Below are 25,110 nucleotides of genomic sequence, written 5' to 3' on the forward strand. Positions count from 1 at the left end.
GACCCATGGACGGCTTTTTTTCGACCACGCTGGGCCTGATGACGATCATGGCGGCGCAAAGCCTGCTGGTGCTCGGCTTCGTCATGGTCAGCCTGTTGTTCCTCGTCTACGGCGACCGGAAGATCTGGGCGGCCGTGATGATGCGGCGCGGCCCGAACGTGGTGGGCATCTTCGGCCTGCTGCAGACGGTGGCCGACGCGTTGAAATACGTCGTCAAGGAAGTGGTGATCCCGGCGGGCGCCGACCGCCCCGTCTTTCTCTTGGCACCCATGACGAGCTTCGTTTTGGCCGTGATCGCCTGGGCGGTCATTCCCTTCAACGACAACTGGGTGCTGGCCGACATCAACGTCGCCATCCTCTACGTCTTCGCCATGTCCTCGCTCGAGGTTTACGGCGTGATCATGGGGGGATGGGCGTCGAACTCGAAATACCCGTTCCTCGGCTCGCTGCGCTCGGCGGCGCAGATGATTTCCTACGAGGTTTCCATCGGCCTCATCATCATCGGTGTCGTGATCTCGACCGGTTCGCTGAACTTCGGGGCCATCGTGGCGGCGCAGGATGGCGATTGGGGCCTGTTCAGCTGGTACTGGCTGCCGCATCTGCCGATGGTCTTCCTGTTCTTCATCAGCGCGCTGGCCGAAACCAACCGCCCGCCCTTCGACCTGCCGGAGGCGGAATCGGAACTCGTGGCGGGTTACCAGGTGGAATATTCCTCGACGCCCTTCCTGCTCTTCATGGCGGGCGAATACATCGCCATCTTCCTGATGTGCGCGCTGATCACGCTGCTGTTCTTCGGCGGCTGGCTGTCGCCGGTGCCGTTCCTGCCCGACAGCCCGCTGTGGATGATCGCCAAGATGGCGTTCTTCTTCTTCCTCTTTGCCATGGTGAAGGCCATCGTGCCGCGTTACCGCTACGACCAGCTGATGCGGCTGGGGTGGAAGGTGTTCTTGCCCTTCAGCCTCGCTTGGGTCGTGCTGGTCGCCTTTGCCGCGAAATTCGAACTGTTCGGCGGCGCCTATGCCCGCTGGGCGATCGGAGGGTGACATGAGCCAGATCGACTACACACGCGCCGCGAAATATTTCCTGCTGGCCGATATCTGGGCAGGGTTCCGGCTGGGGATGAAGTATTTCTTCGCCCCCAAGGTCACGATCAACTACCCGCATGAAAAGGGGCCTTTGTCGCCCCGATTCCGCGGTGAACATGCGCTGCGCCGCTATCCCAACGGCGAGGAACGCTGCATCGCGTGCAAGCTTTGCGAGGCGATCTGCCCCGCGCAGGCGATCACCATCGACGCCGAACCGCGCGAGGACGGGTCGCGCCGCACCACGCGCTACGACATCGACATGACCAAGTGCATCTATTGCGGTTTCTGTCAGGAAGCCTGCCCGGTCGATGCCATCGTCGAAGGGCCGAATTTCGAATTCGCCACCGAAACGCGCGAAGAGTTGTACTACGACAAGGCCAAATTGCTGGAAAACGGTGAGCGCTGGGAAGCGGCCATCGCGCGCAACCTCGAACTGGATGCGCCCTACCGATGACCGACACCCCCACAAATCCCTTCGAGGCGCTGATGCGCCAGACCCAGGAAATGACGGAAACCTGGGTCAAGTCGCTCAACCCGGCGCTGGCCAATTTCACGCCTGCGGCGATGGACAAGATGTGGCCCACCGTTCCCGCCGAGATGCTGGAGGCCTTTCTGGGCCGCCAGTTCAACCCCGGCGGGCTGGATGCCAAGACGCGTCTTTTGCTGACGCTTCTGGGTCTGACGATCCAAGGCGCATTGGCCGAGGCGCAGATCCGCCTGACCGTGCGCCATGCTGTCGAGGCGGGCGCAACGCGGCAGGAAGTGGCCGAAACCATCGGGCTTGCCGCGCTGTTCGGCGGCGTTCCGTCGATGAACAAGGCCATGGAGCTGGCGACCGAAGCCCTCGATACGGAAGGCAAGGCCTGAGATGACGATTGCGGATTTCACCTTCTACCTGTTCGCGGCCGTGATGGTCATCGCGGGGCTGTTGACCGTGACGGCGCGCAACCCCGTGCATTCGGTGCTTTGGCTGATCCTCGCCTTCCTGTCCGGGGCAGGGCTCTTCGTGCTGGTGGGTGCGGAATTCGTCGCGATGCTCTTGATCATCGTCTATGTCGGCGCGGTCGCGGTGCTGTTCCTTTTCGTGGTCATGATGCTCGACATCGATTTTGCCGAACTCAAGGCCGAGATGGCGAAATACATGCCGCTTGCGGGGCTTATCGGCGTTGTCCTGCTGATGCAGCTGGCGCTGGCCTTCGGGCCGTGGACCTTCGCGGATGGGATAGAGGGGCGGTTGGCCAACCCCACGCCGGCGCTGGATCAGGCGCATAACACGCAAGCCTTGGGCCTGATCCTCTATGACCGCTACTTCCTCGCCTTCCAGGTGTCGGGGCTGATCCTGCTGGTCGCAATGATCGGGGCCATCGTTCTGACGCTCCGCCACCGGGCGGATGTGAAGCGGCAGGATATCGTCGCCCAGATGATGCGCGACCCGAAGAAGGCGCTGGAACTGAAGGATGTGAAGCCGGGCCAAGGTCTGTGACCGCCCGGATGTGAACCAGACCGCGGCCAACCGCGGCACGAGTTGAACGACCATGCGGGGCAAATGGGCCGCGCGGAGGGACGAGATGACGATCGGACTTGAACACTACCTGACGGTGGCGGCAGCGCTGTTCGTCATCGGGATCTTCGGGATCTTCCTCAACCGCAAGAACGTCATCGTCATCTTGATGTCGATCGAATTGATGCTTCTGGCGGTCAACATCAACCTTGTCGCCTTCTCCGCCTTTCTCGGCGATCTGACGGGGCAGGTGTTCACCCTCTTCGTGCTGACCGTCGCCGCGGCCGAGGCCGCCATCGGCCTTGCCATCCTTGTCTGTTTCTTCCGCAACCGCGGCACGATCGCGGTCGAAGACGTTTCGAACATGAAGGGCTGAGGCACATGGAAACGATCCTCCTTTTCGCCCCTCTCGTCGGCGCGCTGGTCGCGGGTTTCGGCTGGCGCATGATCGGTCAGACCGGTGCGCAGGTTGCGGCGACCGCGATGTTGTTCCTCGCCTGTATCCTGTCCTGGGCGGTGTTTCTCGGGTTCGACGGCGAAACCTACACAGTGCCGCTGTTCACCTGGATCGAAAGCGGTACGCTGTTCACCGATTGGGCGATCCGCATCGACCGGCTGACGGCGATCATGCTGATCGTGATCACGAGCGTCTCTGCTCTCGTGCATCTCTATTCCTTCGGCTACATGGCCCATGATGAGAACTTCAAGGACGGCGAAAGCTACCGGCCGCGGTTCTTCGCTTACCTGTCGTTCTTCACCTTCGCGATGCTGATGCTGGTGACGGCCGACAACCTCCTTCAGCTGTTCTTCGGCTGGGAAGGGGTGGGGGTCGCTTCCTACCTGCTGATCGGCTTCTATTTCCGCAAACCCTCTGCCGGGGCTGCGGCGATGAAGGCGTTCATCGTGAACCGGGTGGGCGATTTCGGCTTTCTCTTGGGTATTTTTGCGCTGTTCTGGATGACGGATTCGATCCAGTTCGACGTGATCCTGCCCATGGGCGCCGAGCTTGCGCAGATGACCATCACCTTCCTCGGGATGGAATTGAACGCGGCGGAAACCATCGCCTTCCTGCTTTTCATCGGCGCGATGGGCAAATCGGCGCAGCTTTTGCTGCACACCTGGTTGCCGGACGCGATGGAAGGCCCGACGCCCGTGTCGGCCCTGATCCATGCCGCGACCATGGTGACGGCGGGTGTGTTCCTTGTCTGCCGCATGTCGCCGATCATCGAATACGCGCCCATGGCGGGCAATTTCATCATCATCATCGGTGCCGTCACCGCGTTCTTTGCTGCGACCGTCGGTCTTGTGCAGAACGACATCAAGCGCGTCATCGCCTATTCGACCTGTTCTCAGCTGGGCTACATGTTCGTCGCGGCGGGCGTCGGCGTCTATTCGGTGGCGATGTTCCACCTGTTCACCCACGCCTTCTTCAAGGCGATGCTGTTCCTTGGCGCGGGGTCGGTGATCCATGCGATGCACCATGAACAGGACATGCGGAATTACGGGGGGCTGCGGAAAAAGATCCCACTGACCTTCTGGGCCATGATGATCGGAACGCTGGCGATCACCGGTGTCGGCATCCCCACGACCTATTTCGGCTTTGCCGGTTTCTTCTCCAAGGATGCGGTGGTCGAAAGCGCCTTTGCCTTTGGCGGAGACCTTGGGCAATTCGCCTTCTGGTCGCTGATCGTGGCCGCCGTCTTCACCAGCTTCTATTCCTGGCGGTTGATCTTCCTCACCTTCTTTGGCGAGCCGCGGGGCAGCAAGCACACGCATGAACATGCGCATGAAAGCCCCTGGACCATGCTCGCGCCCCTTGGCGTGCTGGCCGTGGGAGCGGTCTTTTCAGGTGTTGTTTGGTACAATTCCTTCTTCGGCCATACCGACGAGGTCGGCCGGTTCTTCGGCGTGCCCTACGCGCAGGAAGAGCATGTCGAGGAAGGCGCGCATGGCGCGACCGATGAGGCACATGCCGCCGCCGATACCCACGCGACCGAAAGCGCCGAAAGCGCCGAAGGCGATCACGGCTACGCCCATTACAATCTCGTCGGTGCCCCGGGCGAGGGAGCGATCCATGCAGCCCCCGACAACAACATCCTGAACGAAGCCCATGAAGTGCCCTATTGGGTCAAGTGGAGCCCGTTCTTCGCGATGCTCTTGGGCTTTGTCGTGGCCTTCTGGTTCTACATCGTGAACCCGTCGCTGCCCCGCCGTTTGGCCGAAAGCCAGCGTCCGCTTTACCAGTTCCTCTTGAACAAGTGGTATTTCGACGAAGCCTACGATTTCCTCTTCGTGCGTCCCGCCCGTGCGCTCGGCCGCTTCCTGTGGAAGGGTGGCGATGGGGCGGTGATCGACGGGGGCATCAACGGCCTTGCGCTCGGGATCATCCCCTTCTTCACCCGCCTCGCGGGCCGGGCGCAATCCGGCTATATCTTCACCTATGCCTTCGCCATGGTTCTGGGCCTCGTGGTCCTTGTGACCTGGGTGACCCTGCGGGCCGGAGGCTGAGAGACGCGTCATGGACAACCTGCTTTCCATCGTCACCTTCCTGCCGATTGTCGCGGCCGTGATCCTGGGCGTGTTCCTGCGCGGGGATGATGCCGCGGCGCAGTTGAACGCCAAGCGTCTTGCGCTGGCCGCGACCACCGCGACTTTCCTGATCTCGCTTGCGATCCTTGTCGAATTCGACCCCAACGACACCGGCTTTCAGCTGGTCGAGGAAAGCGAATGGCTGTTCGGGCTGACCTACAAGGTCGGCATCGACGGCATCAGCGTCCTTTTCGTGCTGCTGACGACCTTTCTGATGCCGATCACCATCGCGTCCTGCTGGGGTGTTACGCATCGGGTCAAGGAATACATGATCGCCATGCTGGTGCTGGAAACGCTGATGATCGGCGTGTTCGTGGCGCTGGACCTGGTGCTCTTCTACCTCTTCTTCGAGGCGGGCCTGATCCCGATGTTCCTGATCATCGGCATCTGGGGCGGCAAGGATCGCATCTACGCGGCCTTCAAGTTCTTCCTCTACACCTTCCTCGGCTCGGTCCTGATGCTCGTCGCGATGATCGCGATGTATGTCGATGCGGGCACGACGGATATCGTGGCGCTTCTGGCGCATGAATTCAGCGCAGGGCCCATCAGCCTGATGGGTTGGCAGATCGCGGGCGGCGTGCAGACGCTGCTCTGGCTCGCCTTTTTCGCGAGCTTCGCGGTCAAGATGCCGATGTGGCCCGTGCACACCTGGCTGCCTGATGCGCACGTTCAGGCGCCCACGGCGGGTTCGGTGGTGCTGGCCGCCATCCTCTTGAAGATGGGCGGTTACGGCTTCTTGCGTTTCTCGCTTCCGATGTTCCCCGTCGCCTCCGACATCATGGCACCGCTCGTGCTTTGGCTGTCGGTGATCGCCATCGTCTACACCTCGCTTGTCGCGATGGTGCAGGAGGACATGAAAAAGCTGATCGCTTATTCCTCGGTCGCCCACATGGGTTTCGTGACCATGGGCATCTTTGCCGCGAACCAGCAGGGTGTGGATGGCGCGATCTTCCAGATGATCAGCCATGGCTTCGTCTCGGGCGCATTGTTCCTGTGTGTCGGCGTGATTTACGACCGGATGCATACCCGCGATATCGACGCCTATGGCGGTTTGGTCGTGCGGATGCCGGCCTATGCGGCGATCTTCATGCTGTTCACCATGGCGAACGTCGGCCTTCCCGGCACATCGGGTTTCGTGGGCGAATTCCTGACGCTGATCGGCGTCTTCCAGGTCAACACCTGGGTGGGCGTTCTGGCCGCGACGGGTGTGATCCTGTCGGCTTGCTACGCGCTGTGGCTCTATCGCCGGGTCGTCTTTGGTGACCTCATCAAGGAAAGCCTCAAGTCGATCACCGACATGGATCGGCGCGAGCGGGCGATCTTTGCGCCGCTGGTCGTCATGACCCTGCTTCTGGGTGTTTATCCCAGCCTTGTGACCGACATGATCGGCCCCTCGGTCGAGGCGCTCGTCTCCACCTATGATCTCGCGGTTGCGGCCCATGTGCCCGACGCGATGCATGCTGCAAACCATTGAGGTGATCCGATGATCGGTGCCGACCTGTCCATCCTGATCCCCGAGATCGTCCTTGCGGTCTTTGCCATGGCCGCGATGCTGGCTGCCGTCTACACGTCCAAAGACGCGGTTGCCCCTGCGCTGACATGGGGCACGGCGCTGATCTTCGTCGTGATGGCCTTCTACATCGCCGTCACCGGCGAAGGTGTGCGGGTGGGGTTCAACGGCGGCTTCGTCGATGACGGCTTCGCGCGTTTTGCCAAGATCACCATCCTCTTGTCGGCTGCGGCGATCCTGATCGTGGGGATCGAATTCATGCAGAAATCCGACCTTTTGCGGTTCGAGTACCCGATCCTCGTGACGCTGTCGGTCATCGGGATGATGGTCATGGTCTCCTCGGGCGACCTGATCGTGCTGTATGTCGGGCTCGAGCTTCAGTCGCTGGCGCTTTACGTCATCGCTTCGCTCCGGCGCGACAGTGTTCGCTCGACCGAGGCGGGCCTGAAATACTTCATCCTCGGCGCGCTGTCGTCGGGCTTGCTGCTCTATGGCGCGTCCTTGGTCTACGGCTTTGCCGGCACCACGCAATTCGCGGGCATCATCGAAACGGCCACGGCGGGCGAAATGCCGGTCGGCCTGCTGATCGGGCTTGTCTTCCTGATCTCGGGCCTTGCCTTCAAGGTGTCGGCAGCGCCCTTCCACATGTGGACGCCCGATGTCTACGAAGGGGCACCGACGCCGGTGACAGCCCTTTTGGCGACCGCGCCCAAGGTCGCGGCGGTGGCGCTATTCGCCCGGGTCGTCCATGACGCCTTCGGCGGTGCGGTTGGCGAATGGCAGCAGGTCGTGGCGCTTCTGGCGGTTCTGTCCATGTTCCTCGGCTCCATCGCGGCGATCGGACAGACGGATATCAAGCGCCTGATGGCCTATTCCTCGATCGGGCATATGGGCTTTGCGCTCATGGGTCTGGCCGCAGGGACCGAGCAGGGCGTCGAGGCGATGCTGATCTACATCGCCATCTACGTCACGATGAACATCGGGACCTTCTCCTTCATCCTGTCGATGGAAAAGGACGGGCGGCATGTGACCGATATCAGCGCGCTCTCGTCCTTCGCCAGCCGCGAAGGGGGCAAGGCGCTGGCCCTGCTGGTGCTGATGTTCAGCCTTGCGGGTGTGCCGCCTCTGGTGGGCTTTTTCGGGAAATACGCGGTCCTCTTCGCGGCGGTCGAGGCCGGGATGGCATGGCTCGCCATCGCAGGTGTCATCGCCTCTGTCATCGGGGCCTATTACTACCTGCGGATCGTCTACCTGATGTATTTCGGTGAGGACCGCGAGGGTCTCGATGGCCGGATGGGTCTGGTAACCTATGCCGGGCTGATGGCCATGGCCGCGCTGATCGCGCTGGCGTGGTTGCCGGGGCTGAACCTGCTTGGTCTGGAAGGCATGGCCGCCGCGGCTGCGCAAACTCTTGTCCGCTGAGGCTACTGCCGCCGCGCCCCCCAGCTGGCCCGACCATCTGGGCCGGCTGATCTTGCAAACGACCGACAGCACCATGGCCGAGGCGGCGCGCCGCGCGCCCGATTTGGCAGGCCCCACGTGGATCTGCGCGCAGGAACAAACCGCGGCACGCGGGCGTCGCGGGCGGACTTGGGTCATGCCGCCGGGCAATTTCGCAGCCTCCCTCATCCTGCGTCCTACCGGAACGGCGGCGGAGACGGCGCTTCGGTCCTTTGTGGCGGCGCTTGGCTTGCGCGACGCGCTGTCTGGCGTGACGGGTGGGATGGGGGCGCTGTCGCTCAAATGGCCCAATGACGTGCTTCTGAACGGGGGGAAGGTCGCGGGCATCTTGCTGGAAAGCACAGGTGCCGCTGGGCGGATCGATACACTCGTCATCGGGATTGGCGTGAACCTTGCCGCCGCACCTGCCGCCGCCGAGCTGGAACCGGGTGCCGTGCCGCCTGTCAGTGTGGCGGGCGAAACCGGGGTCTCTGTCGCGCCCGAGACCTTCCTGACCCATCTGGCCACTGCCTACGACCATTGGGAGCGGGTCTACACCCAACAGGGTTTTGCCCCAATCCGCCGCGCATGGCTGGCCGATGCGGCAAGGCTGGGCGAGACGATCACCGCCCGCACCCCGCGCGACAGCATCACCGGCACCTTCGTGGACGTGGACAGCGACGGGCAACTCGTGCTGGAAACGGCCCATGGCCCGCAAAAGATCGCGGCAGCCGACATCTTTTTCTGAAGGGGCGGTCCCATGCTTTTGTGCATCGATTGCGGCAACACCAACACCGTCTTCAGCGTCTGGGATGGCACCCGGTTCCTCTGTACGCTCAGGACCGCGACAGATCACCAGCGCACGGCAGACCAGTATTTCGTCTGGTTCTCGACGCTCATGGCGCATCACAGGATTCCGGTCGAAATCACGGAATGCATCCTCTCCTCGACCGTGCCGCGCGTGGTGTTCAACCTGCGTGTGCTGTGTGACCGGTATTTCGACTGCCGCCCGCTGGTCGTGGGCAAGCCCGAATGCCTTCTCCCGCGCCCGCCCCGGGTGGATGAGGGCACACAGGTCGGCCCTGACCGGCTGGTCAACACGGCCGGCGCGCATGACCGGCATGGCGGCGACTTGATCGTGGTCGATTTCGGCACCGCCACCACCTTCGACGTGGTGGCCCATGACGGGGCCTATGTCGGCGGCATCATCGCGCCCGGCGTGAACCTGAGTCTCGAGGCGCTGCACCGCGCGGCAGCCGCTCTCCCCCATGTCGACGTGTCGAAACCCCAGCGCGTCATCGGCACCAATACGGTCGCCTGCATGCAATCGGGGGTGTTCTGGGGCTATATCGGCCTTGTCCGCGGCATTTGTGACCGGGTGCGCGCGGAATATGACCGCCCCATGCGGATCATCGGCACTGGGGGGCTTGCGTCGTTGTTCTCGCAGGGCGATGTGCTATTTGACCGGATCGAAGACGATCTGACCATGCATGGCCTGACGGTCATCCACAAATACAACAAGGATCAAGGCACCCTATGACCGACCGGAACCGGCTCATCTACCTCCCTCTCGGCGGCGCGGGGGAGATCGGGATGAATTGCTATGTCTACGGCTACGGCCCCGCGGGCAAGGAACGCCTGATCGTGGTGGACCTTGGCGTGGCATTCCCCGACATGGATGGCCAGCCCGGCGTCGATGTCATCATTCCCGATATCGCATGGCTCGAGGAACGGCGCGACCGGATCGATGCCATCTTCATCACCCATGCGCATGAGGATCACGTCGGCGCGGTCGGCCATCTCTGGGGGCGGCTCAAGGCGCCGATCTACTGCCGCCGCTTCACCGCGATCCACGCCACCCGCAAGCTTGAGGAAGCGGGCCATGACGCAGGCCAGGTCCGCGTCACCCTGCCTTGGCCCGAGGCGGTCACGGTCGGCCCCTTCACCGTTCAATTCGCCCCCGTCAGCCATTCGATCCCCGAGGCCTCGGCGCTGGTGATCGACACGCCTGCGGGACGGGTCGTTCATTCGGGCGATTTCAAGATCGACCGCGACCCGGTGGTGGGCGAGGCGTTCGACGAAACGCTCTGGCGGCAGATCGCGCAGGATGGCGTCACGGCGTTCATCTGCGATTCGACCAACGTTTTCACGCGCCATCCGGGCCGGTCCGAAAGCCAGCTGCCCGAACCCATCGGGGAATTGATCGCAGGCGCCAAGGGGATGGTCGTCGCCACGACCTTCGCCAGCAACATCGCGCGCCTCAAGACGCTGGCCGATGCGGGTGTGGCCAACGGGCGGTCGATCTGCCTGATGGGCCGCGCGATGAAGCGGATGGTGACGGCGGGTGTCGAGGCGGGGGTTCTGACGAATTTCCCCAAGACGCTCAGCCCCGAGGATGCGCTGGACGTGCCGCGCGAGAACCTGATGCTGATCGTCACCGGGAGCCAGGGCGAACGCCGCGCGGCATCGGCCGCGCTGGGGCGGGGCAGCTATCTTGGCCATGAACTGAAGGAAGGGGATATGTTCCTCTTCTCCTCCAAGACGATCCCCGGCAACGAGGTGGGCGTTGCCCGCATCAAGAACGCGCTGGCCGAAAAGGGCGTCGATGTGATCGACGACAGCCATGGGTTCTACCATGTCTCGGGTCACGCGAACCGTCCCGATCTCGAGGCGATGCATGACATCCTGCGTCCGCGCATCCTGATCCCGAACCATGGTGAATACCGGCATCTGCGCGAACATGCGCAGCTGGCGCTGTCCAAGGGCATGACCGGCATCATCGCGGCCAACGGGTCGATGGTGGAATTGTCCGGAAATGCCCCGGGCATCGTGGATTATATCGATGTATCAAAGACCTATCTCGACGGCACGGCCTTTGTCGGCGCGCTGGACGGGGTGATCCGTGACCGGATGAAGCTGGCCTTGAACGGGCTTGTTGCGGTGGCGTTGATCGTGGACGAGGATGACGTCTTGCTGGAGGACAGCTGGGTCCAGCTGCGCGGCCTGCCCGAAGTGACCAATGGTGGTGCCGACCTGGCCGAGATGATCGAGGATGATCTGGCCGAGGCGATCCCGAGGATCGATGCGCGCACCGTCATGGATGACGACAAGCTGGAAGAGGCGGTGCGCCGCATCGTGCGCAACCTGTGCCTGACCGAGATTGGCAAGAAGCCCGAGGTGGCTGTCCTGATTTCGCGGCTGATGGCGGCCTGAAAGCAGCTGCTGTGATGGAACAAAAAACCCGGCCAATTGGCCGGGTTTTTTCGTTTCGCCCTTCGGGTCGGATCAGACCGCGTCGCTTGCCGCGCCTGCGTCGGACGCGGTGTCCGGTGCCGCCTCACCTTCTGCCGAAGGCTTGGTGCTGCTGCGGGGTTTGCGCACCCGGCGTGTGCTACGCTTGGGCTTTTCTTCTGTATTTTCAGCGACCTCCGTCACCACCTCTGCGGGGGCCTCGATGGTTTCATCCTCGGCTTCGGTGAAGCTGCGGGGCGGGCCGCCGCGGCGTTCGTCAAAGCTCAGCGCGATGAAATCGGGAAGATGATCGCCCATGCCAATCACGCGGCCACCCCGGTCGCGGCTGCCGCGATCATTGCGATCGTTCCGGTCCCGTTGCGGGCGGTCGTCGCGGTCGCGCGGTGGGCGATCCTCGGAGCGCGGACGTTCCTTGACCTCGGGCTTTGCCGCCTCGGGTGCCGGGGCCTCGGCTGCGGGTTCGACTGCGCGTTCGGCGGCGGGTTTGGACCGGCTGCGGCTGCGGCTTCTGCCACGGCTGCGGGTGGTGTCCTCAGCTTCGGCCTCTTCGGTCGGACGCGGCCGCGCTTCGGCGCTGCCTTCCTCCGGGCTCCACGGCAGGGGCGTCCGGGGGATCGTGGTTTCGATCAATTTCTCGATTGCGGCCAGATACTTGTCGTCGGCCGGAACCGCGATCGATATGGCGACACCGGAGCGCCCGGCACGACCGGTGCGGCCGATGCGGTGGACGTAATCCTCGGCATGGCTGGGCACATCGTAGTTGAAGACATGGCTGACGCTGGGAATGTCGAGACCGCGCGCGGCCACGTCCGAGGCGACGAGGAACCGCACACGCCCCTCGCGGAAACCGTCAAGCGTGCGCATCCGCTGCGACTGATCGAGGTCGCCATGGATCGGCTCGGCGTTCAGGCCATGCTTTTTCAAGGACTTGGCGACAACATCCACGTCGATCTTGCGGTTGCAGAAGATGATGGCGTTGGTGCAGGCCTCTCCCTCTACCCGGATCGAGGCGCGCAACATCTCGCGCTTTTCGCGGGCTGCGGTTTCGCGGTCGCGGCGCGAGGGGCGGAATTCCAGAAGACGCTGTTCGATGGTTTCCGACGCGCTGGCCTGCCGTGCAACTTCGATCCTTGCGGGGTTCGAGAGGAAGGTATTGGTGATCCGCTCGATCTCGGGCGCCATGGTGGCGGAGAAGAAAAAGGTCTGCCGGGTGAAGGGCACGAGGCCGAAAATGCGTTCGATATCAGGGATGAAGCCCATGTCGAGCATCCGGTCTGCTTCATCGACGACCATGACCTTGACGTCGGTCAGGATCAGTTTGCCGCGTTCGAAGTGATCGAGCAGGCGACCGGGGGTCGCGATCAGCACGTCAACGCCCTTGTCGATCAGGGCATCTTGTTCCTTGAAGCTGACGCCGCCGATCAGCAAAGCCTTGGTAAGTTTGACATATTTGGCATAGGTGTCGAAATTTTCCGCCACCTGCGCGGCCAGTTCGCGCGTGGGGCACAGCACGAGGCTGCGCGGCATCCGGGCGCGGGCGCGGCCACGGGCGAGGATGGTGATCATCGGCAGCGTGAAGCTGGCGGTCTTGCCGGTGCCGGTCTGGGCGATGCCCAGAACGTCGCGCCCTTCGAGCGCATGGGGGATCGCGCCGGCCTGAATCGGGGTGGGGGTTTCGTAGCCTGCTTCGGCTACAGCCTTGAGAACCTTGGGATTAAGGTTGAGGTCGGAAAAGCTCGTCATATGCGTCCAGTCTGGCCGGGACACTCCCGGCGGGGTGAGTTGGAGCGCATCAAAGACCGTAGCGCCCCACGGATCGTGCCCACGCGCGGATCGCGAGGATGGGTGGCACATACGGGAAAACCGCCGTGCCGTCAAACCGCGCCTTCGGAGCGCAGAATGGTGACCAAATGGTTGAGATCTCGAGCGATGTCTTGCCGAAGGCTTAAAATGCCGGGGCGCGTGTGAATCCGGGGTTAATGCCGCGCCTCTGCGCTAGGGTTTTGGCAAGATCAGGCTGTGGGCGTCGCCGTCGGGTGCAGGTGGGGCCGGTATCCGGCGGCAAGCACCGCGAGCGTCGGGCGTGGGGTCAGCACGGTGACCGTCCCCTCGGGCCGGTCGAAGGGCGCGCCGTATCCCGAGGGCGTGAACGGGAGGAGGTGCGCGCCCGAGAGCAGATGCGCGCGACCCTGCAAGAGGAGAAAGCAGCCATCGGGCAGGTCGCGTGCCGCCGCCTGATGACGGATCTGCGCACGGGTTCGGGAGACGCGGACGGGATGGAGCCTTGCGTCGATCTGGGGCGCGCGGGGCAGGGTGCCAAATGCGGTGGCCCAAGCCGCGCGAAACCGGGTGAAGGCGTCGCGGCGGCATTCGGCGCAGGGACGATGACCGGCTGCCAGCGCCACGGCTTCGTCGAGAAAGAAGAGCGCGGTCCAGCGACGGTCGGGCATCGGGCCGTGATAGGTGCCGCGCGGATGGGTGAGCGTGCAGATCAGCCAATGGGGATGGGTCCAGCGGCGGGGCCCGAGTCTCTGGTCGGGGGTGTGCAGAATGCCCCGGTTGCCGGTGAAAAGCCCCCGCGCGGGGTCGGTGACGATCTCGCCCGTGGGCAGGACGCGGTTCTGAAGGGGCATTCGGGCTGCACCATCTGGTTGCTGCGGAGCAGGGTGCGCCCGGCGGGCAGCCCTGGCAAGGGCGGCGTTTTCCGCGCGGAAAACGTCGGGAAACCCCGGGGTTTCCCGGCAGGAAAACGTGCGTTTTCCTGCCGCCAGCGGGGATGTCAGACCATCAGTTCCTTGGTCGCGGAGAGCTGCACCTGCGGATAGTCGCGCGCCACGCGGTCGATGTCCCATTGCAGGCGGGTCAGATAGACCGGGTCGCCGTCATTGTCGGAGGCCATGTGCTGCTTGTTGGCGGCGGAGAAGGCCTCTACCGCGTCTTTCGGGCCGTGGACCCAGCGGGCGGAGGTGAATTGCGAGCCCTCGAACCGGACGGGCAGGCCGTATTCCAGTTCGATCCGGCTGGCCAGAACCTCGAATTGCAGGGCGCCCACGACGCCCACGACAAAGCCCGAGCCGATCATGGGTTTGAAGACCTTGGCCGCGCCTTCTTCGGCAAATTGCATCAGGGCCTTTTCCATGTGCTTGGCCTTCATCGGGTCGCCCGCGCGCGCGGTTTGCAACAATTCCGGCGCGAAGGAGGGGATGCCCGTGACCTTGAGCGTCTCGCCCTCGGTCAGGGTGTCGCCGATGCGGAGTTGCCCGTGGTTGGGAATGCCGATGATGTCGCCCGCCCAGGCCTCTTCGGCCAGTTCGCGGTCGGCGGCGAGGAAGAGGACCGGATTGGTCACCGCCATGGGTTTGCCCGCGCGGACATGGTGCAATTTCATGCCGCGTTCGAAATGGCCCGACGCGAGGCGGACGAAGGCCACGCGGTCGCGGTGCTTGGGGTCCATGTTGGCCTGCACCTTGAAGACGAAGCCCGTGACCTTGGGTTCCTCGGGGGCGACCTGGCGTGGTTCGGCGCGCTGCGGCTGGGGCGGTGGCCCGAATTCGCCGATGCCGGCCATCAGTTCCTTGACGCCGAAGGAATTGATCGCGGAGCCGAACCAGATGGGCGTCATCGACCCTTCGAGGAAGCGGTCGCGGTCGAAAGCGGGCAGGAGCGCCTGCGCCATCTCGAGGTCTTCGCGCAGTTTCGCCAGCAGGTCGGCGGGAATGTGTTGGGCGAGTTTGGGGTCGTCCAATCCGTCGATGCGGATGCTTTGGGCCACGCGGTTGCGGTCGGCGCGGTCCATCAGGTCGAGCCGGTCGTGGAGGATGTCGTAGCAGCCGATGAACTCGCGCCCCATTCCGATGGGCCAAGAGGCGGGCGTGACGTCGATGGCGAGGTTTTCCTGGATCTCGTCGATGATCTCGAAGGTGTCGCGCGCCTCGCGGTCCATCTTGTTGCAGAAGGTCAGGATGGGCAGGTCGCGCATCCGGCAGACCTCGAACAGTTTGCGGGTCTGGCTTTCGACGCCCTTGGCCCCGTCGATCACCATGACGGCGGCGTCAACGGCGGTGAGCGTCCGGTAGGTGTCTTCGGAAAAATCGCTGTGGCCGGGCGTATCGACGAGATTGAAGCGGTAGCGGTCGAAATCGAAGGACATGGCCGAGGCCGAGACCGAGATGCCGCGATCCTTTTCCATCTGCATGAAGTCCGAACGGGTGCGGCGCGCCTCGCCCTTGGCGCGGACTTGACCCGCCATCTGGATCGCGCCGCCGAAGAGCAGGAATTTCTCGGTCAGCGTCGTCTTGCCCGCATCGGGATGCGAGATGATGGCAAAGGTCCTGCGCCGCGCGATTTCGGGCGGCAGGGCGGGGCGGTTGGTTTGGGCATGATCCAGCATGGGCGCGATATAGCGATGGGCCGGGGTCGGGGCAATCGGGGTTGCGGCGGCGCGGGCGACAGGCGGGTATGGGGGTTCTGCCCCCGGCGCGCCTTGCGCGCCTCCCCCGGAGTTTTTTGCCAAGATGAAGGGGGTCAGTCTTGGTCGTGCCCGCGGCTGGCGCGGGTCAGTCCTGATCGTACCCGCGGCTTGCGCGGGTCAGGCGGTCGGCGGCGTGCAGGGTGTCGCCGAGGATGGTTTCATCGACCTCGAGGCGGGCCGCGTCACCGGGGCTGAGGGTCGCTTGCGCGTCTGCGAGGTCTGCGGGCAGGCGGGCGCGGATTTCGGCGGTGACAAGCAGGCTTTCGACGGCGATGCCTTCGGCAAAGATGATCTCGTGGCTGTCGAAGAGGATCTGGTAGCTGTCGACATGGCCGCCTTCCTCGCGGGTGACGGTGGTGCCGTTGACCAGCATTTCGGCGCGGACCAGCACCTCGGACCGGCCGGTGCCGAGCCGGTCGCGGCGTTGCCAGATGAAGAGCCGGTGCTGGGGCGAGAGGCGCAGGTCGCGGGCGGCGTTGAGCGTGCCCTGCGCAATGCGGATCGGGGCGGCGGCACCGGTGGCGCGACGGGTCTGTTGGCCGATCCAGCGGATCGGGCGGGGGCCATGGTCGCGGGTCAGCACGCGGTCGCCCACGGTCAGATCCTCGACCCGGACCTGCGCGCCATCCGCGAGCGTCAGGTGGGTGCCTGCGAAGAAGCTGACCGAGGCGATGTCGGCGAAGCGTTCCGGCGCGCTGTCGCGGGCCGAGCCGATCAGATCGTATTCGGTGCCGGGTTCGAGCGGCGAGAGCGGCAGGAGGTGGAGCAGCGTGCCCTCGGCTTCGCTGTGCTGACGCAGGACGAGGACCTCGACCATCTGGCCCTTGGCACCCATGAAGCGGTGGCAATCGGCGATGGCGAGCGGATCGCCCGGCCGCCCGATCTCGGAGCCGGTGGCGACGCATTGGCCGCCGCCGGGCCGGTCGCAGATCGCGAGCCGCGCAGGGCGCGCGTCGCGGTTCAGGCGGTAGGTGTCGCCGGGCAGGGCGGCATCGCCGAGGCCGATCGGATCGCCTTCGTTCGCGCCGGTGAGCGCGCGCAGGGCCTGCGCCGGGTAGATCGTGAAACGGCAAAGCGGTGCCAGGTCGGTCATCGGAAATCTTTGGATCAAAGCCTGCATCTTTTGCGTAGTGCGCGGCGGGGGAGGGGTCAAGGCTGGCAGCGGGATGCGGTGGCTGCTAGGAGGGGCCAACCGCAACGAACAGGGGAGAGATCGGGCATGGATCTTGGGATCAGGGGCAAGCGGGCATTGGTCTGCGCGTCGTCGAAAGGGTTGGGGCGCGGGTGCGCCGAGGCATTGGCGGCGGCTGGAGTGGATCTGGTGCTGAACGCCCGTGGCGCGGAAGCGCTGGAGGCGACGGCCGAGGCTATCCGCGCGGAATATGGCGTGAGCGTGACGGCGGTGGCCGCGGATATCACGGACGAGGCGGGCCGGGCGCGGGTTCTGGAGGCCGCGGGCGCGGTCGATGTCCTGATCACAAATGCGGGCGGGCCGCCGCCCGGATTGTGGTCGGACTGGACGCGGGACGATTTCATCAAGGCGCTGGATGCCAACATGCTGACGCCCATAGCGCTGATGACGGCGCTTTTGCCGGGCATGATCGAGCGCGGTTGGGGCCGCGTGGTCAACATCACCTCGCAATCGGTGAAGGCGCCGATCCCGCAGCTGGGCCTGTCGAACGCGGCGCGGACGGGATTGACCGGCTATGTCGCGGGCACGGCGCGGCAGGTGGCGGGCCATGGGGTCACGATCAACAACCTGTTGCCCGGATCGCATGACACCGACCGCGCGGTGGCACTGGAGAAGGGTGTCGCCAAGGCGCAGGACGTGTCGTTGGAGGAAGCGCGCAAGATCCGCTGCAAGTCCATTCCTTCGGGGCGCTACGGGACGATCACGGAATTCGGCAACACCTGCGCCTTCCTGTGTTCTGAGCATGCGGGGTTCATCGTGGGGCAGAACATCCTGCTGGATGGCGGGCAGACGAGCGCGACGATCTGAGCGGGGCGGGTCTGTCTTGCCCCGGCGGGGCGGGCCTGTTAGCTCCGGTCGCCGAGCGAATTGATCGGGTATTTCCCTGATGGCTGACGCCCCGCGTCTTGAGGTCGATCATGTCACCTGTCGGTTCGACGGGCGCGAGGTGGTGCGCGACGTGTCCTTTGCGGTGGGGCCGGGGGAGATCCTGTGCCTTTTGGGTCCGTCGGGGTGCGGGAAATCCACGACGCTGCGGGTGATCGCGGGCGTCGAGCGGCAGACCGGGGGCGCGGTGCGCGCGGATGGTGCGATCCTGTCGGACGGGGCGACGCATTTGCCGCCCGAGGCGCGGGGTGTGGGCCTGATCTTTCAGGATTTCGCGCTGTTTCCGCATCTGACGGTCGGGCAGAACGTCGCATTCGGGCTACGCGGTACGCGCGCCGAGGTGCGGGCGCGGGTCGGAGAATTGCTGGAGCGGGTCGATCTGGGCGGCTATGCCGACAAGGTGCCGCACATGTTGTCGGGTGGCGAGCAGCAGCGTGTGGCGCTGGCCCGCGCCTTGGCGCCACGGCCGCGGATCATGCTGATGGATGAGCCGTTTTCCGGTCTCGACAACCGGTTGCGCGACGGGATCCGCGACGAAACCCTGCAGCTGTTGAAGGACGAGGGGACGGCGGTCGTTCTGGTCACGCATGAGCCCGAAGAGGCGATGCGCATGGCCGACCAGATTGCCCTGATGCGCGATGGCGAGATCGTGCAGAAGGGCGCGCCCTACAACATCTACAACGCGCCCTGCGACAAAGCGGCGGCGGCCTTTTTCAGCGATATCAACGTGATCGCGGGACGGGTTCAGGGCGCCTTGGTCGACACGGCCTTTGGCCAGTTCCTTGCGCCCGGCCATGCCGATGGCACGGATGTGGAGATCGTGTTCCGGCCGCAGCATGTGAAGATCGATTTCGACCGGGGCGGGCGGGGGCCCAACCCGACGCCGCAGGACGGCACGCCCGCGCGTGGCGTGGTCGCGCGGTCGCGGTTCATGGGGCATGAGAGCCTTGTGGAATTCCGGATGGATTTCGACGGCGGCATCGTGAAGGCGACGGTTCCGGCCGTGTTTTTGCCCAAGCCGGGCACGCCGCTGTGGCTGACCGTGCGGCGGGACCGGTGTTTCGTCTTTGCGAAAAGGCGCTGATCGTCGCGGGGTGTCTTGCGTTTTGGGGCTTTGATCTGGCGCGCGGAACGCCTACCTATGGAGTCCGGAATGCAACCAGCGAAGCGCGCCGTCGGGATCGGCGCGGATGCTGTGTCAGGGAGAGAGCCATGCTCAACAATATCGGACCGGCGGGCCTGCTGCTGATCGCCATCGTCGTTCTTGTCCTGTTCGGTCGCGGCAAGATCGCGGGCCTGATGGGCGAGGTCGGCAAGGGCATCACCGCCTTCAAGCGCGGCGTGAAAGATTCGACGAGCGAGATCGAGAATGCCTCGACCAGCGCGTCGGAAGACGGCACGGCGGCCCGTGACGTGACCCCCCGCGCCGAGCGCGATAACGCCTGAGACCGGGCTTGAACCGGAGCCCGGCATGGGCCGGGTTCTGATCGCGGCCCGGCCCCCGCGTGCAACCGGGGACCGCCTGCCGCCTAGCGCATAGGGACGCTGATGCCTGATATCGGCTGGATGGAGCTTCTGGTGATCGGCATCGTCGCGCTGATCGTGGTGGGGCCCAAGGATCTTCCGATGATGTTCCGCAAGGTCGGCCAGTTCACTGGCCGGGTGCGGGCCATGGCCAAGGATTTCCAGCGCGCCATGGACGAGGCCGCCGACGAGAGCGGCATGACCGAGCTGAACCGCGATCTGCGCAAGGCGACGAATTTCGCCAGCAACCCGCGCAAGGCCGGTATGAACGCGTTCAAGGACACGTTCGGCGACGATCTGGACATCGATCTGGAGCTGGATCCCGGCAAGTATCCCGAGGGCAGCCAGAGCCGGAAGCTGGCCGAGGAAAAGGCCGCCGCTGCCAAGGCCCGCAAGGAAGAGGCCGAGGCGTTGCGCAAGGCCAAGATCGACCAGACCATCGCCGACAAGACCGCGGCCGCCAAGGCGGCGGTCAAGGCCCCCGTTGACGCCCCCGCCCCCGAGAGCGGGACCGGCGCGGCGGCGGAACCTGCCCGCAGCGGATCCGACCCATCATGAGCGCACAAGACCCGATCGAGGACAGCTCGGCCCCGTTGATCGAGCATCTGGCCGAGTTGCGGACCCGGCTGATCCGGGCGGTTCTGGCCTTTGTCGTCGGCATGGTGGCGATGTTCACCGTGGCCGAGACGATTCTCGAATTCATCTCGCAGCCCTTGGCCGAAGTGTTGCGCGCGCGCGGCGAGGATGCGCGGCTGATCTTTACCGCCCCGCAGGAGAAGTTTTTCGTCCTCGTGCGGATTTCGATCATCATGGGCTTTGCCGTGTCTTTCCCGGTGATCGCGCACCAGCTGTGGCGGTTCGTGGCGCCCGGTCTCTACAAATCCGAGAAGGGGGCGATCTTGCCCTTCCTCGTCGCCTCGCCGGTCCTGTTCCTGATGGGGGCGTCTTTCGCGCATTACGTCGTGACGCCCTTGGCGATGAATTTCTTCATCGGCTTCTCGGACGCGATCCCGGCGCTGGCCAACCTGATCGCGGGGGATGGCACGTTCCAAGCGCCTGCGGCGCAGGAGGGCGGGATCCAGACCGTGTTCCTGGGATCGGTGCGGGAAAGCCTCGACCTTGCGTTGAAGTTCATCTTTGCCTTCGGGCTGTGTTTCCAATTGCCGGTCCTGCTGACGCTGATGGGCAAGGCTGGGTTGGTGACAGCGGCGGGGCTGGGCAATGTGCGCAAATGGGCGGTCGTGGGCATCTTGACCCTTGCCGCGCTGGTGACGCCGCCCGACGTGGTGACGCAGCTGATCCTGTTTACCGTCGTCTACGGGCTGTACGAGGTGTCGATCGTGCTCGTGCGGATGGTTGAGCGGTCGCGCCTGCGCAAGCTGCGCGCCGAGGGCATTCTGGACGAAGACGAAGAGCTGTGATGCCGATGAGCGACGAGGCCCTGATGCGCATCGCGGCGGCGCTGGAGCGTATCGCGCCCCCGCCCGCCCCCACCCCGGATTGGACGGCGGCCACGGCCTTTGTCTGGCATGCCGAGCCGGACCGGTTGTCGCCGGTGACCAAGGTGAACCGGGTGGACCTGTCGCTGCTGCATGGGGTGGATCGGTCGCGCGATACGCTGCTCGAGAATACGGCGCGGTTCGCGCGCGGGCTGCCTGCGAACAACGCGTTGTTGTGGGGCGCACGGGGGATGGGGAAATCCTCGCTCGTGAAGGCGGTTCATGCCGCCTGTCTGGCCGAGACCCCCGATCTGAAGCTGGTCGAGGTGCAGCGCGAGGATCTGGGGACGATCGGGCGTTTGTTGACCTTGCTGCGCGCGGCGCCGGTGCGGGTTATCCTGTTTTGCGACGACCTATCGTTTTCGCATGACGACCAGCATTACAAGTCGCTGAAGGCGGTGCTGGATGGCGGCGTCGAGGGGCGGCCCGACAACGTGATCTTTTACGCAACGTCGAACCGTCGCCACCTGATGCCGCGCGACATGATCGAGAATGAACGTTCGACCGCGATCAACCCGTCCGAGGCGGTGGAGGAAAAGGTATCGCTGTCGGACCGGTTCGGGCTGTGGTTGGGGTTCCATCCCTGTTCGCAGGACGAATACCTTGCGATGATCGAGGGCTATTGCGCGGCCTATGGCGTGCAGGTGGACAAGGCTGTTGTGGTGGCGGAAGCCATCGAATGGCAGGCGACGCGCGGGTCGCGGTCGGGCCGGGTGGCGTGGCAGTTTTTCTCCGATTTGGCGGGACGGCACGGCGTCGCCTTGTGAGCGACGGGGCGGTGTGCGGTTCCGGCGCGCGTCAGTGCGTGACGCGGTTTGCCTCTGCGCGTCAGTGCGTGACGCGGTTGCCCTCTGCGCGGGCTGCCAGAGCGATTTGAGGTTGCGTCAGCGGGCGACGGGGGGCGGCCATCCGTGCGGCGGCGCGGTTCATCACCTCGCGCGCGCGGCGGTCCATCACCCGGCGCCAGGCCGAAGGGACCAACGCCAGCATGGCCATCACCGGCATCGAATGGGGCAGGGTCGGCACATCGGCTTGCGGGTCGAGCCGGTCATAGGGCCGGTCGGGGTGCATGTGATGTTCGGAATGGGCGGGGGCGTTGAGCATCAGGTAGCTGCTGAAGCCCTGCGGCGCGTTCCAGCTGTGGTGAGCGGCTACGGGTTCGACCCGTCCGTTGGGAAGGGTCAGGCGCTGTAGCCCGTAGTGCTGGATGTAGTCGGACATCAACACCTGCCCGCCGAACAAAAGCACCAGCACGACCCAGCCCAGCGTCCCGATCGCGCCCACGAAACCCGTCGCCAGCGCCAAGGACACCGCTGCGCCGCCGATCCAGATCGCGTAGGGGTTGCGGGGGTCATTGGCCGGGCGGCCGCGCCGTTCCAGCTTGGCGAATTCGCAGATGAGGCCGGCGGCGAAGGATCCGCGCCAGGCGCGCGGCAGATAGGTCCAGAAGCTTTCGCCGGGGCGCGGGGTGTTGGGGTCGTCTGGCGTGCCGAGATGGGCGTGATGCACGAGACGGTGGGCCGAGACATGGTGCCCGAACCCGACGGAAGTATAGACCGCCGCGCCGATACCGCGCAGGAGCGCGGATTTGCGGTGGATCAGTTCATGGGCATTGGGGTGACTGACCTGTCCGGCAAAACTGGCCAAGGCCAGAAACAGCACGATCTTTTGCGCGGCGGAGCGGTCGGGATCGTCGAGCGTCAGAAGGACGAGCGGCACCAAAACGAGGTGGACCCCGCCCAGTGTCAGGGCCAACCTGTCGGACCACGGCGCGTGATCGCCATCGTTGGCAACGGGCGCATCGAGCAATCGGTCCATCGCGGCCGCGATCAACGTGAGCCAGAGCAGCGCGAGAAGCCCCGCGCCCGGCCAGAGCGTTGCCCCGACGGCAATGAGCATCGCGGGGGTGAGGGTTATAAACGCATAACGAGCGATCACTGGCATTGAACAGATCTTGGTGGTCTATCGGGGTTGTTGGGCATCCTGACAGGAATTTCGGGCAAAACCATGGCCTTTCTTTCGCGGGCCGCCCGTATTAGGTCAATTGCGAGTGATCGCAGGCGAAAGGCCGCCCATGTCGTTTTTCAAAAAACTGAAGGACCGGATGCTGCGGTCATCCTCGAAGATCGACGAGGGATTGGACGCGATCATCGAGGAGGGGGCGCAGGCGGCGGAAGACGTTTCCCCAGAGCCGGAAGAGCTACCGCCCGCGTCAGCGCCAGCGCCGGTGGAAAAGCCTGCCGCAGCACCCGAGGCACGGCCGGCGGAGCAGCCCAAGCCCGCGCCTACGCCCGAGCCGGTCCCGATCCGTGTCGAGACCGTCACCGAGCTCCAAGCGCCCAAGCCCGGGTTCCTTGGCCGCCTTGTCGGGCGCAGCGCCGAGCCGCGCCGGGCGCTGGATGACGAGATGCTCGAAAGCCTCGAGGAATTGCTGATCGCGGCCGATATGGGCGTGGATACCGCGCTGCGGGTGACCGCGAACATGGCCGAGGGGCGCTATGGGCGGATGATGTCGGCGAGCGACATCAAGCGGCTGATGGCGGCCGAGATCGCCCGGGTGATGGAACCCGTGGCGCGGCCCTTGCCGATCTATCCGAAGAAACCGCAGGTGGTGCTGGTCGTCGGCGTGAACGGGTCGGGCAAGACCACGACCATCGGCAAGCTGGCCAGCCAGTTCAAGGCGGCGGGCAAATCGGTGGTGATCGCGGCGGGCGACACGTTCCGCGCGGCGGCGGTGGAGCAATTGCAGGTCTGGGGAAGCCGCGCCGGTGTGCCGGTCCTGACCGCACCCGAAGGATCGGACCCGGCGGCGCTTGCCTATGACGCGATGGGCCGGGCCGAGGCCGAGGGGGCGGATCTGTTGATGATCGACACGGCGGGCCGGTTGCAGAACCGTGCCGATCTGATGGAGGAACTGGCCAAGATCGTGCGCGTGATCCGCAAGAAGGACCCGGATGCGCCGCACAACACGATCCTCGTGCTGGACGCCACCACGGGCCAGAATGCGCTGAGCCAGGTCGAGACCTTCCAGAAGCTGGCCGATGTCTCGGGCCTGGTGATGACCAAGCTCGACGGCACGGCCAAGGGCGGTGTGCTGGTGGCGCTGGCCGACAAGTTCGGCCTGCCGATCCATGCTATCGGGGTGGGCGAGCAGATTGATGATCTGCAACCTTTCGACCCCGAGGATTTCGCCAATGCGCTGGTCGGTCTTGACCAATCCTGACCCCTGTCCACAGCCGCTGTGAGTGAACCGACATGAGCGCGTGGATCGCCTCGATCGAGGGGACGGCGGCGGCGGGCGGCTGGGCCACGATGCTGGCCCTGATGGCGGCGGTGTTGCACGCGATTTTCGGCGCGCTGCAAAAGGGGCGGCATGATCCGCTTCTGGCGCGGGGTGCGATCGACGCCTGCTATGGTCTGATGGCGGCACCCTTTGCCTTTTTCGTCGTGCCTTGGCCCGAGCCGCATATGTGGCCGATCTTTGCGGGCGCCTTCGTCATCCATGCCTTCTACAAATGGGCGACGCTCGCCAGTTACCGGCGCGGGGCCTATACGGTCGTCTACCCGGTCATGCGGGGCACGGGGCCTCTATTCGCCATCCTTGGCGCATGGCTGGTGTTCGGAGAGATCTTCACGCCGCTGCAATGGCTGGGCGTGGCGGTATTGCTGGCGGGGCTGTACGGGCTGGCCGCCTACAACATGATCCATGTCACGCTCGACCGCGAGACGCTGGTGCCGGCCTTGTGGTTCGCGGTTCTGACCGGCCTTTTCGTGGCGCTTTACACGACCTATGACGCCTATGCGATCCGGGCGACGGCCGATCCCTTTACCTTTCTGGCGTGGTTTTTCTTCATCGACGGGCTGCTTTTTCCCTTTCTTGCGCTGCGGTTCTGGCGCGGATTGGCCGAGAAGCCGCCCATCGGGCCCTTGGCGCTGCGCGGCGTGTTCGGGGGCCTTGTCGCCTTCGCCAGTTTCGGATCGATCATGCTGGCCACGCGGCTTGACCAGGTGGGGCAGGCGGCGGTGTTGCGCGAAACCTCGACCGTTTTTGCCGCGCTGATCGGCTGGCTGGTGCTGGGCGAAAAGGTGGGGCCGCGGCGGCTGGCGCTGATGGGGTTGATCGCGGCAGGGGCGGTGATAGTTCAGGTGGGTCGATGAAAGG

Annotated in this window: 24 protein-coding genes; 19 read left to right on the plus strand and 5 right to left on the minus strand. The window is 64.8% G+C overall.

What is annotated here, in order from left to right; translation table 11 throughout:
• Positions 1 to 5: 5 nt before the first annotated feature.
• From nuoH to QQK63_RS12290, 11 genes are all read left to right on the plus strand, one after another.
• Positions 6 to 1,043, plus strand: coding sequence for an NADH-quinone oxidoreductase subunit NuoH (gene nuoH / locus QQK63_RS12240; protein WP_277824187.1), 1,038 nt, complete (start codon positions 6 to 8; stop codon positions 1,041 to 1,043).
• 1 nt (position 1,044) lies between these two features.
• A complete protein-coding gene (gene nuoI / locus QQK63_RS12245) occupies positions 1,045 to 1,539 on the plus strand; it encodes an NADH-quinone oxidoreductase subunit NuoI (RefSeq protein WP_277824185.1) in 495 nt (164 codons plus the stop codon).
• Entirely contained in the window at positions 1,536 to 1,952 is a 417-nt protein-coding gene (locus QQK63_RS12250) for a carboxymuconolactone decarboxylase family protein (RefSeq protein ID WP_277824183.1), read from the plus strand. The genes nuoI and QQK63_RS12250 overlap by 4 nt, the downstream gene beginning before the upstream one ends.
• Position 1,953: 1 nt before the next feature.
• The gene (locus QQK63_RS12255; protein ID WP_277824181.1) at positions 1,954 to 2,568 is read left to right on the plus strand and encodes an NADH-quinone oxidoreductase subunit J; all 615 of its coding nucleotides are present in this window, start codon (positions 1,954 to 1,956) and stop codon (positions 2,566 to 2,568) included.
• A gap of 85 nt (positions 2,569 to 2,653) precedes the next feature.
• Complete coding sequence (gene nuoK, locus QQK63_RS12260) at positions 2,654 to 2,962, plus strand: NADH-quinone oxidoreductase subunit NuoK (RefSeq protein ID WP_277824179.1); 309 nt, start codon at positions 2,654 to 2,656, stop codon at positions 2,960 to 2,962.
• A 5-nt stretch (positions 2,963 to 2,967) separates the two neighbouring features.
• Positions 2,968 to 5,094 carry an NADH-quinone oxidoreductase subunit L gene (gene nuoL, locus QQK63_RS12265; protein ID WP_277824177.1) on the plus strand — a complete coding sequence of 709 codons (2,127 nt, stop codon included), beginning with the start codon at positions 2,968 to 2,970 and terminating at the stop codon, positions 5,092 to 5,094.
• 10 nt (positions 5,095 to 5,104) lie between these two features.
• On the plus strand, positions 5,105 to 6,649 hold the full coding sequence (locus QQK63_RS12270) for an NADH-quinone oxidoreductase subunit M (protein ID WP_277824175.1): 1,545 nt from the start codon (positions 5,105 to 5,107) through the stop codon (positions 6,647 to 6,649).
• A gap of 9 nt (positions 6,650 to 6,658) precedes the next feature.
• Positions 6,659 to 8,107 carry an NADH-quinone oxidoreductase subunit NuoN gene (gene nuoN, locus QQK63_RS12275; RefSeq protein WP_277824173.1) on the plus strand — a complete coding sequence of 483 codons (1,449 nt, stop codon included), beginning with the start codon at positions 6,659 to 6,661 and terminating at the stop codon, positions 8,105 to 8,107.
• A complete protein-coding gene (locus QQK63_RS12280; protein WP_277824172.1) occupies positions 8,097 to 8,873 on the plus strand; it encodes a biotin--[acetyl-CoA-carboxylase] ligase in 777 nt (258 codons plus the stop codon). Before nuoN ends, QQK63_RS12280 begins: the two co-directional genes overlap by 11 nt.
• Before the next feature lie 12 nt (positions 8,874 to 8,885).
• On the plus strand, positions 8,886 to 9,665 hold the full coding sequence (locus tag QQK63_RS12285; RefSeq protein WP_277824170.1) for a type III pantothenate kinase: 780 nt from the start codon (positions 8,886 to 8,888) through the stop codon (positions 9,663 to 9,665).
• Complete coding sequence (locus tag QQK63_RS12290; protein WP_277824168.1) at positions 9,662 to 11,338, plus strand: ribonuclease J; 1,677 nt, start codon at positions 9,662 to 9,664, stop codon at positions 11,336 to 11,338. Before QQK63_RS12285 ends, QQK63_RS12290 begins: the two co-directional genes overlap by 4 nt.
• Before the next feature lie 72 nt (positions 11,339 to 11,410).
• Here QQK63_RS12290 and QQK63_RS12295 read toward each other — a convergent pair whose 3' ends face one another.
• The 4 genes from QQK63_RS12295 to QQK63_RS12310 all read right to left on the minus strand — a co-directional run bounded on the left by QQK63_RS12295 (position 11,411) and on the right by QQK63_RS12310 (position 16,941).
• Positions 11,411 to 13,120 carry a DEAD/DEAH box helicase gene (locus QQK63_RS12295; RefSeq protein WP_277824166.1) on the minus strand — a complete coding sequence of 570 codons (1,710 nt, stop codon included), beginning with the start codon at positions 13,118 to 13,120 and terminating at the stop codon, positions 11,411 to 11,413.
• Positions 13,121 to 13,389: 269 nt separating this feature from the next.
• Entirely contained in the window at positions 13,390 to 14,010 is a 621-nt protein-coding gene (locus tag QQK63_RS12300) for a hypothetical protein (RefSeq protein ID WP_277824164.1), read from the minus strand.
• Positions 14,011 to 14,156: 146 nt separating this feature from the next.
• Positions 14,157 to 15,767 (minus strand): peptide chain release factor 3, encoded by a 1,611-nt coding sequence (locus QQK63_RS12305; RefSeq protein WP_277824162.1) that lies wholly within the window; start codon positions 15,765 to 15,767, stop codon positions 14,157 to 14,159.
• Positions 15,768 to 15,933: 166 nt separating this feature from the next.
• Complete coding sequence (locus QQK63_RS12310) at positions 15,934 to 16,941, minus strand: Hint domain-containing protein (protein ID WP_277824160.1); 1,008 nt, start codon at positions 16,939 to 16,941, stop codon at positions 15,934 to 15,936.
• A 126-nt stretch (positions 16,942 to 17,067) separates the two neighbouring features.
• Here QQK63_RS12310 and QQK63_RS12315 point away from each other — a divergent pair, with 126 nt between their 5' ends.
• The 6 genes from QQK63_RS12315 to QQK63_RS12340 all read left to right on the plus strand — a co-directional run bounded on the left by QQK63_RS12315 (position 17,068) and on the right by QQK63_RS12340 (position 21,715).
• Entirely contained in the window at positions 17,068 to 17,847 is a 780-nt protein-coding gene (locus QQK63_RS12315) for an SDR family oxidoreductase (RefSeq protein WP_277824158.1), read from the plus strand.
• A gap of 79 nt (positions 17,848 to 17,926) precedes the next feature.
• Positions 17,927 to 19,009 (plus strand): ABC transporter ATP-binding protein, encoded by a 1,083-nt coding sequence (locus QQK63_RS12320; protein WP_277824156.1) that lies wholly within the window; start codon positions 17,927 to 17,929, stop codon positions 19,007 to 19,009.
• Positions 19,010 to 19,137: 128 nt separating this feature from the next.
• The gene (locus QQK63_RS12325) at positions 19,138 to 19,371 is read left to right on the plus strand and encodes a twin-arginine translocase TatA/TatE family subunit (RefSeq protein ID WP_277824154.1); all 234 of its coding nucleotides are present in this window, start codon (positions 19,138 to 19,140) and stop codon (positions 19,369 to 19,371) included.
• A 102-nt stretch (positions 19,372 to 19,473) separates the two neighbouring features.
• Positions 19,474 to 20,007, plus strand: coding sequence for a Sec-independent protein translocase protein TatB (gene tatB, locus QQK63_RS12330; RefSeq protein WP_277824152.1), 534 nt, complete (start codon positions 19,474 to 19,476; stop codon positions 20,005 to 20,007).
• Entirely contained in the window at positions 20,004 to 20,870 is an 867-nt protein-coding gene (tatC, locus tag QQK63_RS12335; RefSeq protein ID WP_277824150.1) for a twin-arginine translocase subunit TatC, read from the plus strand. Before tatB ends, tatC begins: the two co-directional genes overlap by 4 nt.
• A gap of 5 nt (positions 20,871 to 20,875) precedes the next feature.
• A complete protein-coding gene (locus QQK63_RS12340; protein WP_277824148.1) occupies positions 20,876 to 21,715 on the plus strand; it encodes an ATP-binding protein in 840 nt (279 codons plus the stop codon).
• A 61-nt stretch (positions 21,716 to 21,776) separates the two neighbouring features.
• Here the strand turns inward: QQK63_RS12340 and QQK63_RS12345 are convergent, their stop codons facing one another.
• Positions 21,777 to 22,892, minus strand: coding sequence for an alkane 1-monooxygenase (locus QQK63_RS12345; RefSeq protein ID WP_277824146.1), 1,116 nt, complete (start codon positions 22,890 to 22,892; stop codon positions 21,777 to 21,779).
• Positions 22,893 to 23,022: 130 nt separating this feature from the next.
• Here QQK63_RS12345 and ftsY point away from each other — a divergent pair, with 130 nt between their 5' ends.
• A complete protein-coding gene (gene ftsY, locus QQK63_RS12350) occupies positions 23,023 to 24,171 on the plus strand; it encodes a signal recognition particle-docking protein FtsY (protein ID WP_277824144.1) in 1,149 nt (382 codons plus the stop codon).
• 32 nt (positions 24,172 to 24,203) lie between these two features.
• Positions 24,204 to 25,106 carry an EamA family transporter gene (locus QQK63_RS12355; RefSeq protein ID WP_277824142.1) on the plus strand — a complete coding sequence of 301 codons (903 nt, stop codon included), beginning with the start codon at positions 24,204 to 24,206 and terminating at the stop codon, positions 25,104 to 25,106.
• Positions 25,107 to 25,110: the final 4 nt, after the last annotated feature.

This window comes from Roseicyclus marinus (assembly GCF_030163795.1).
In the GTDB taxonomy this organism is placed as follows: Bacteria; Pseudomonadota; Alphaproteobacteria; order Rhodobacterales; family Rhodobacteraceae; genus Roseicyclus; species Roseicyclus marinus.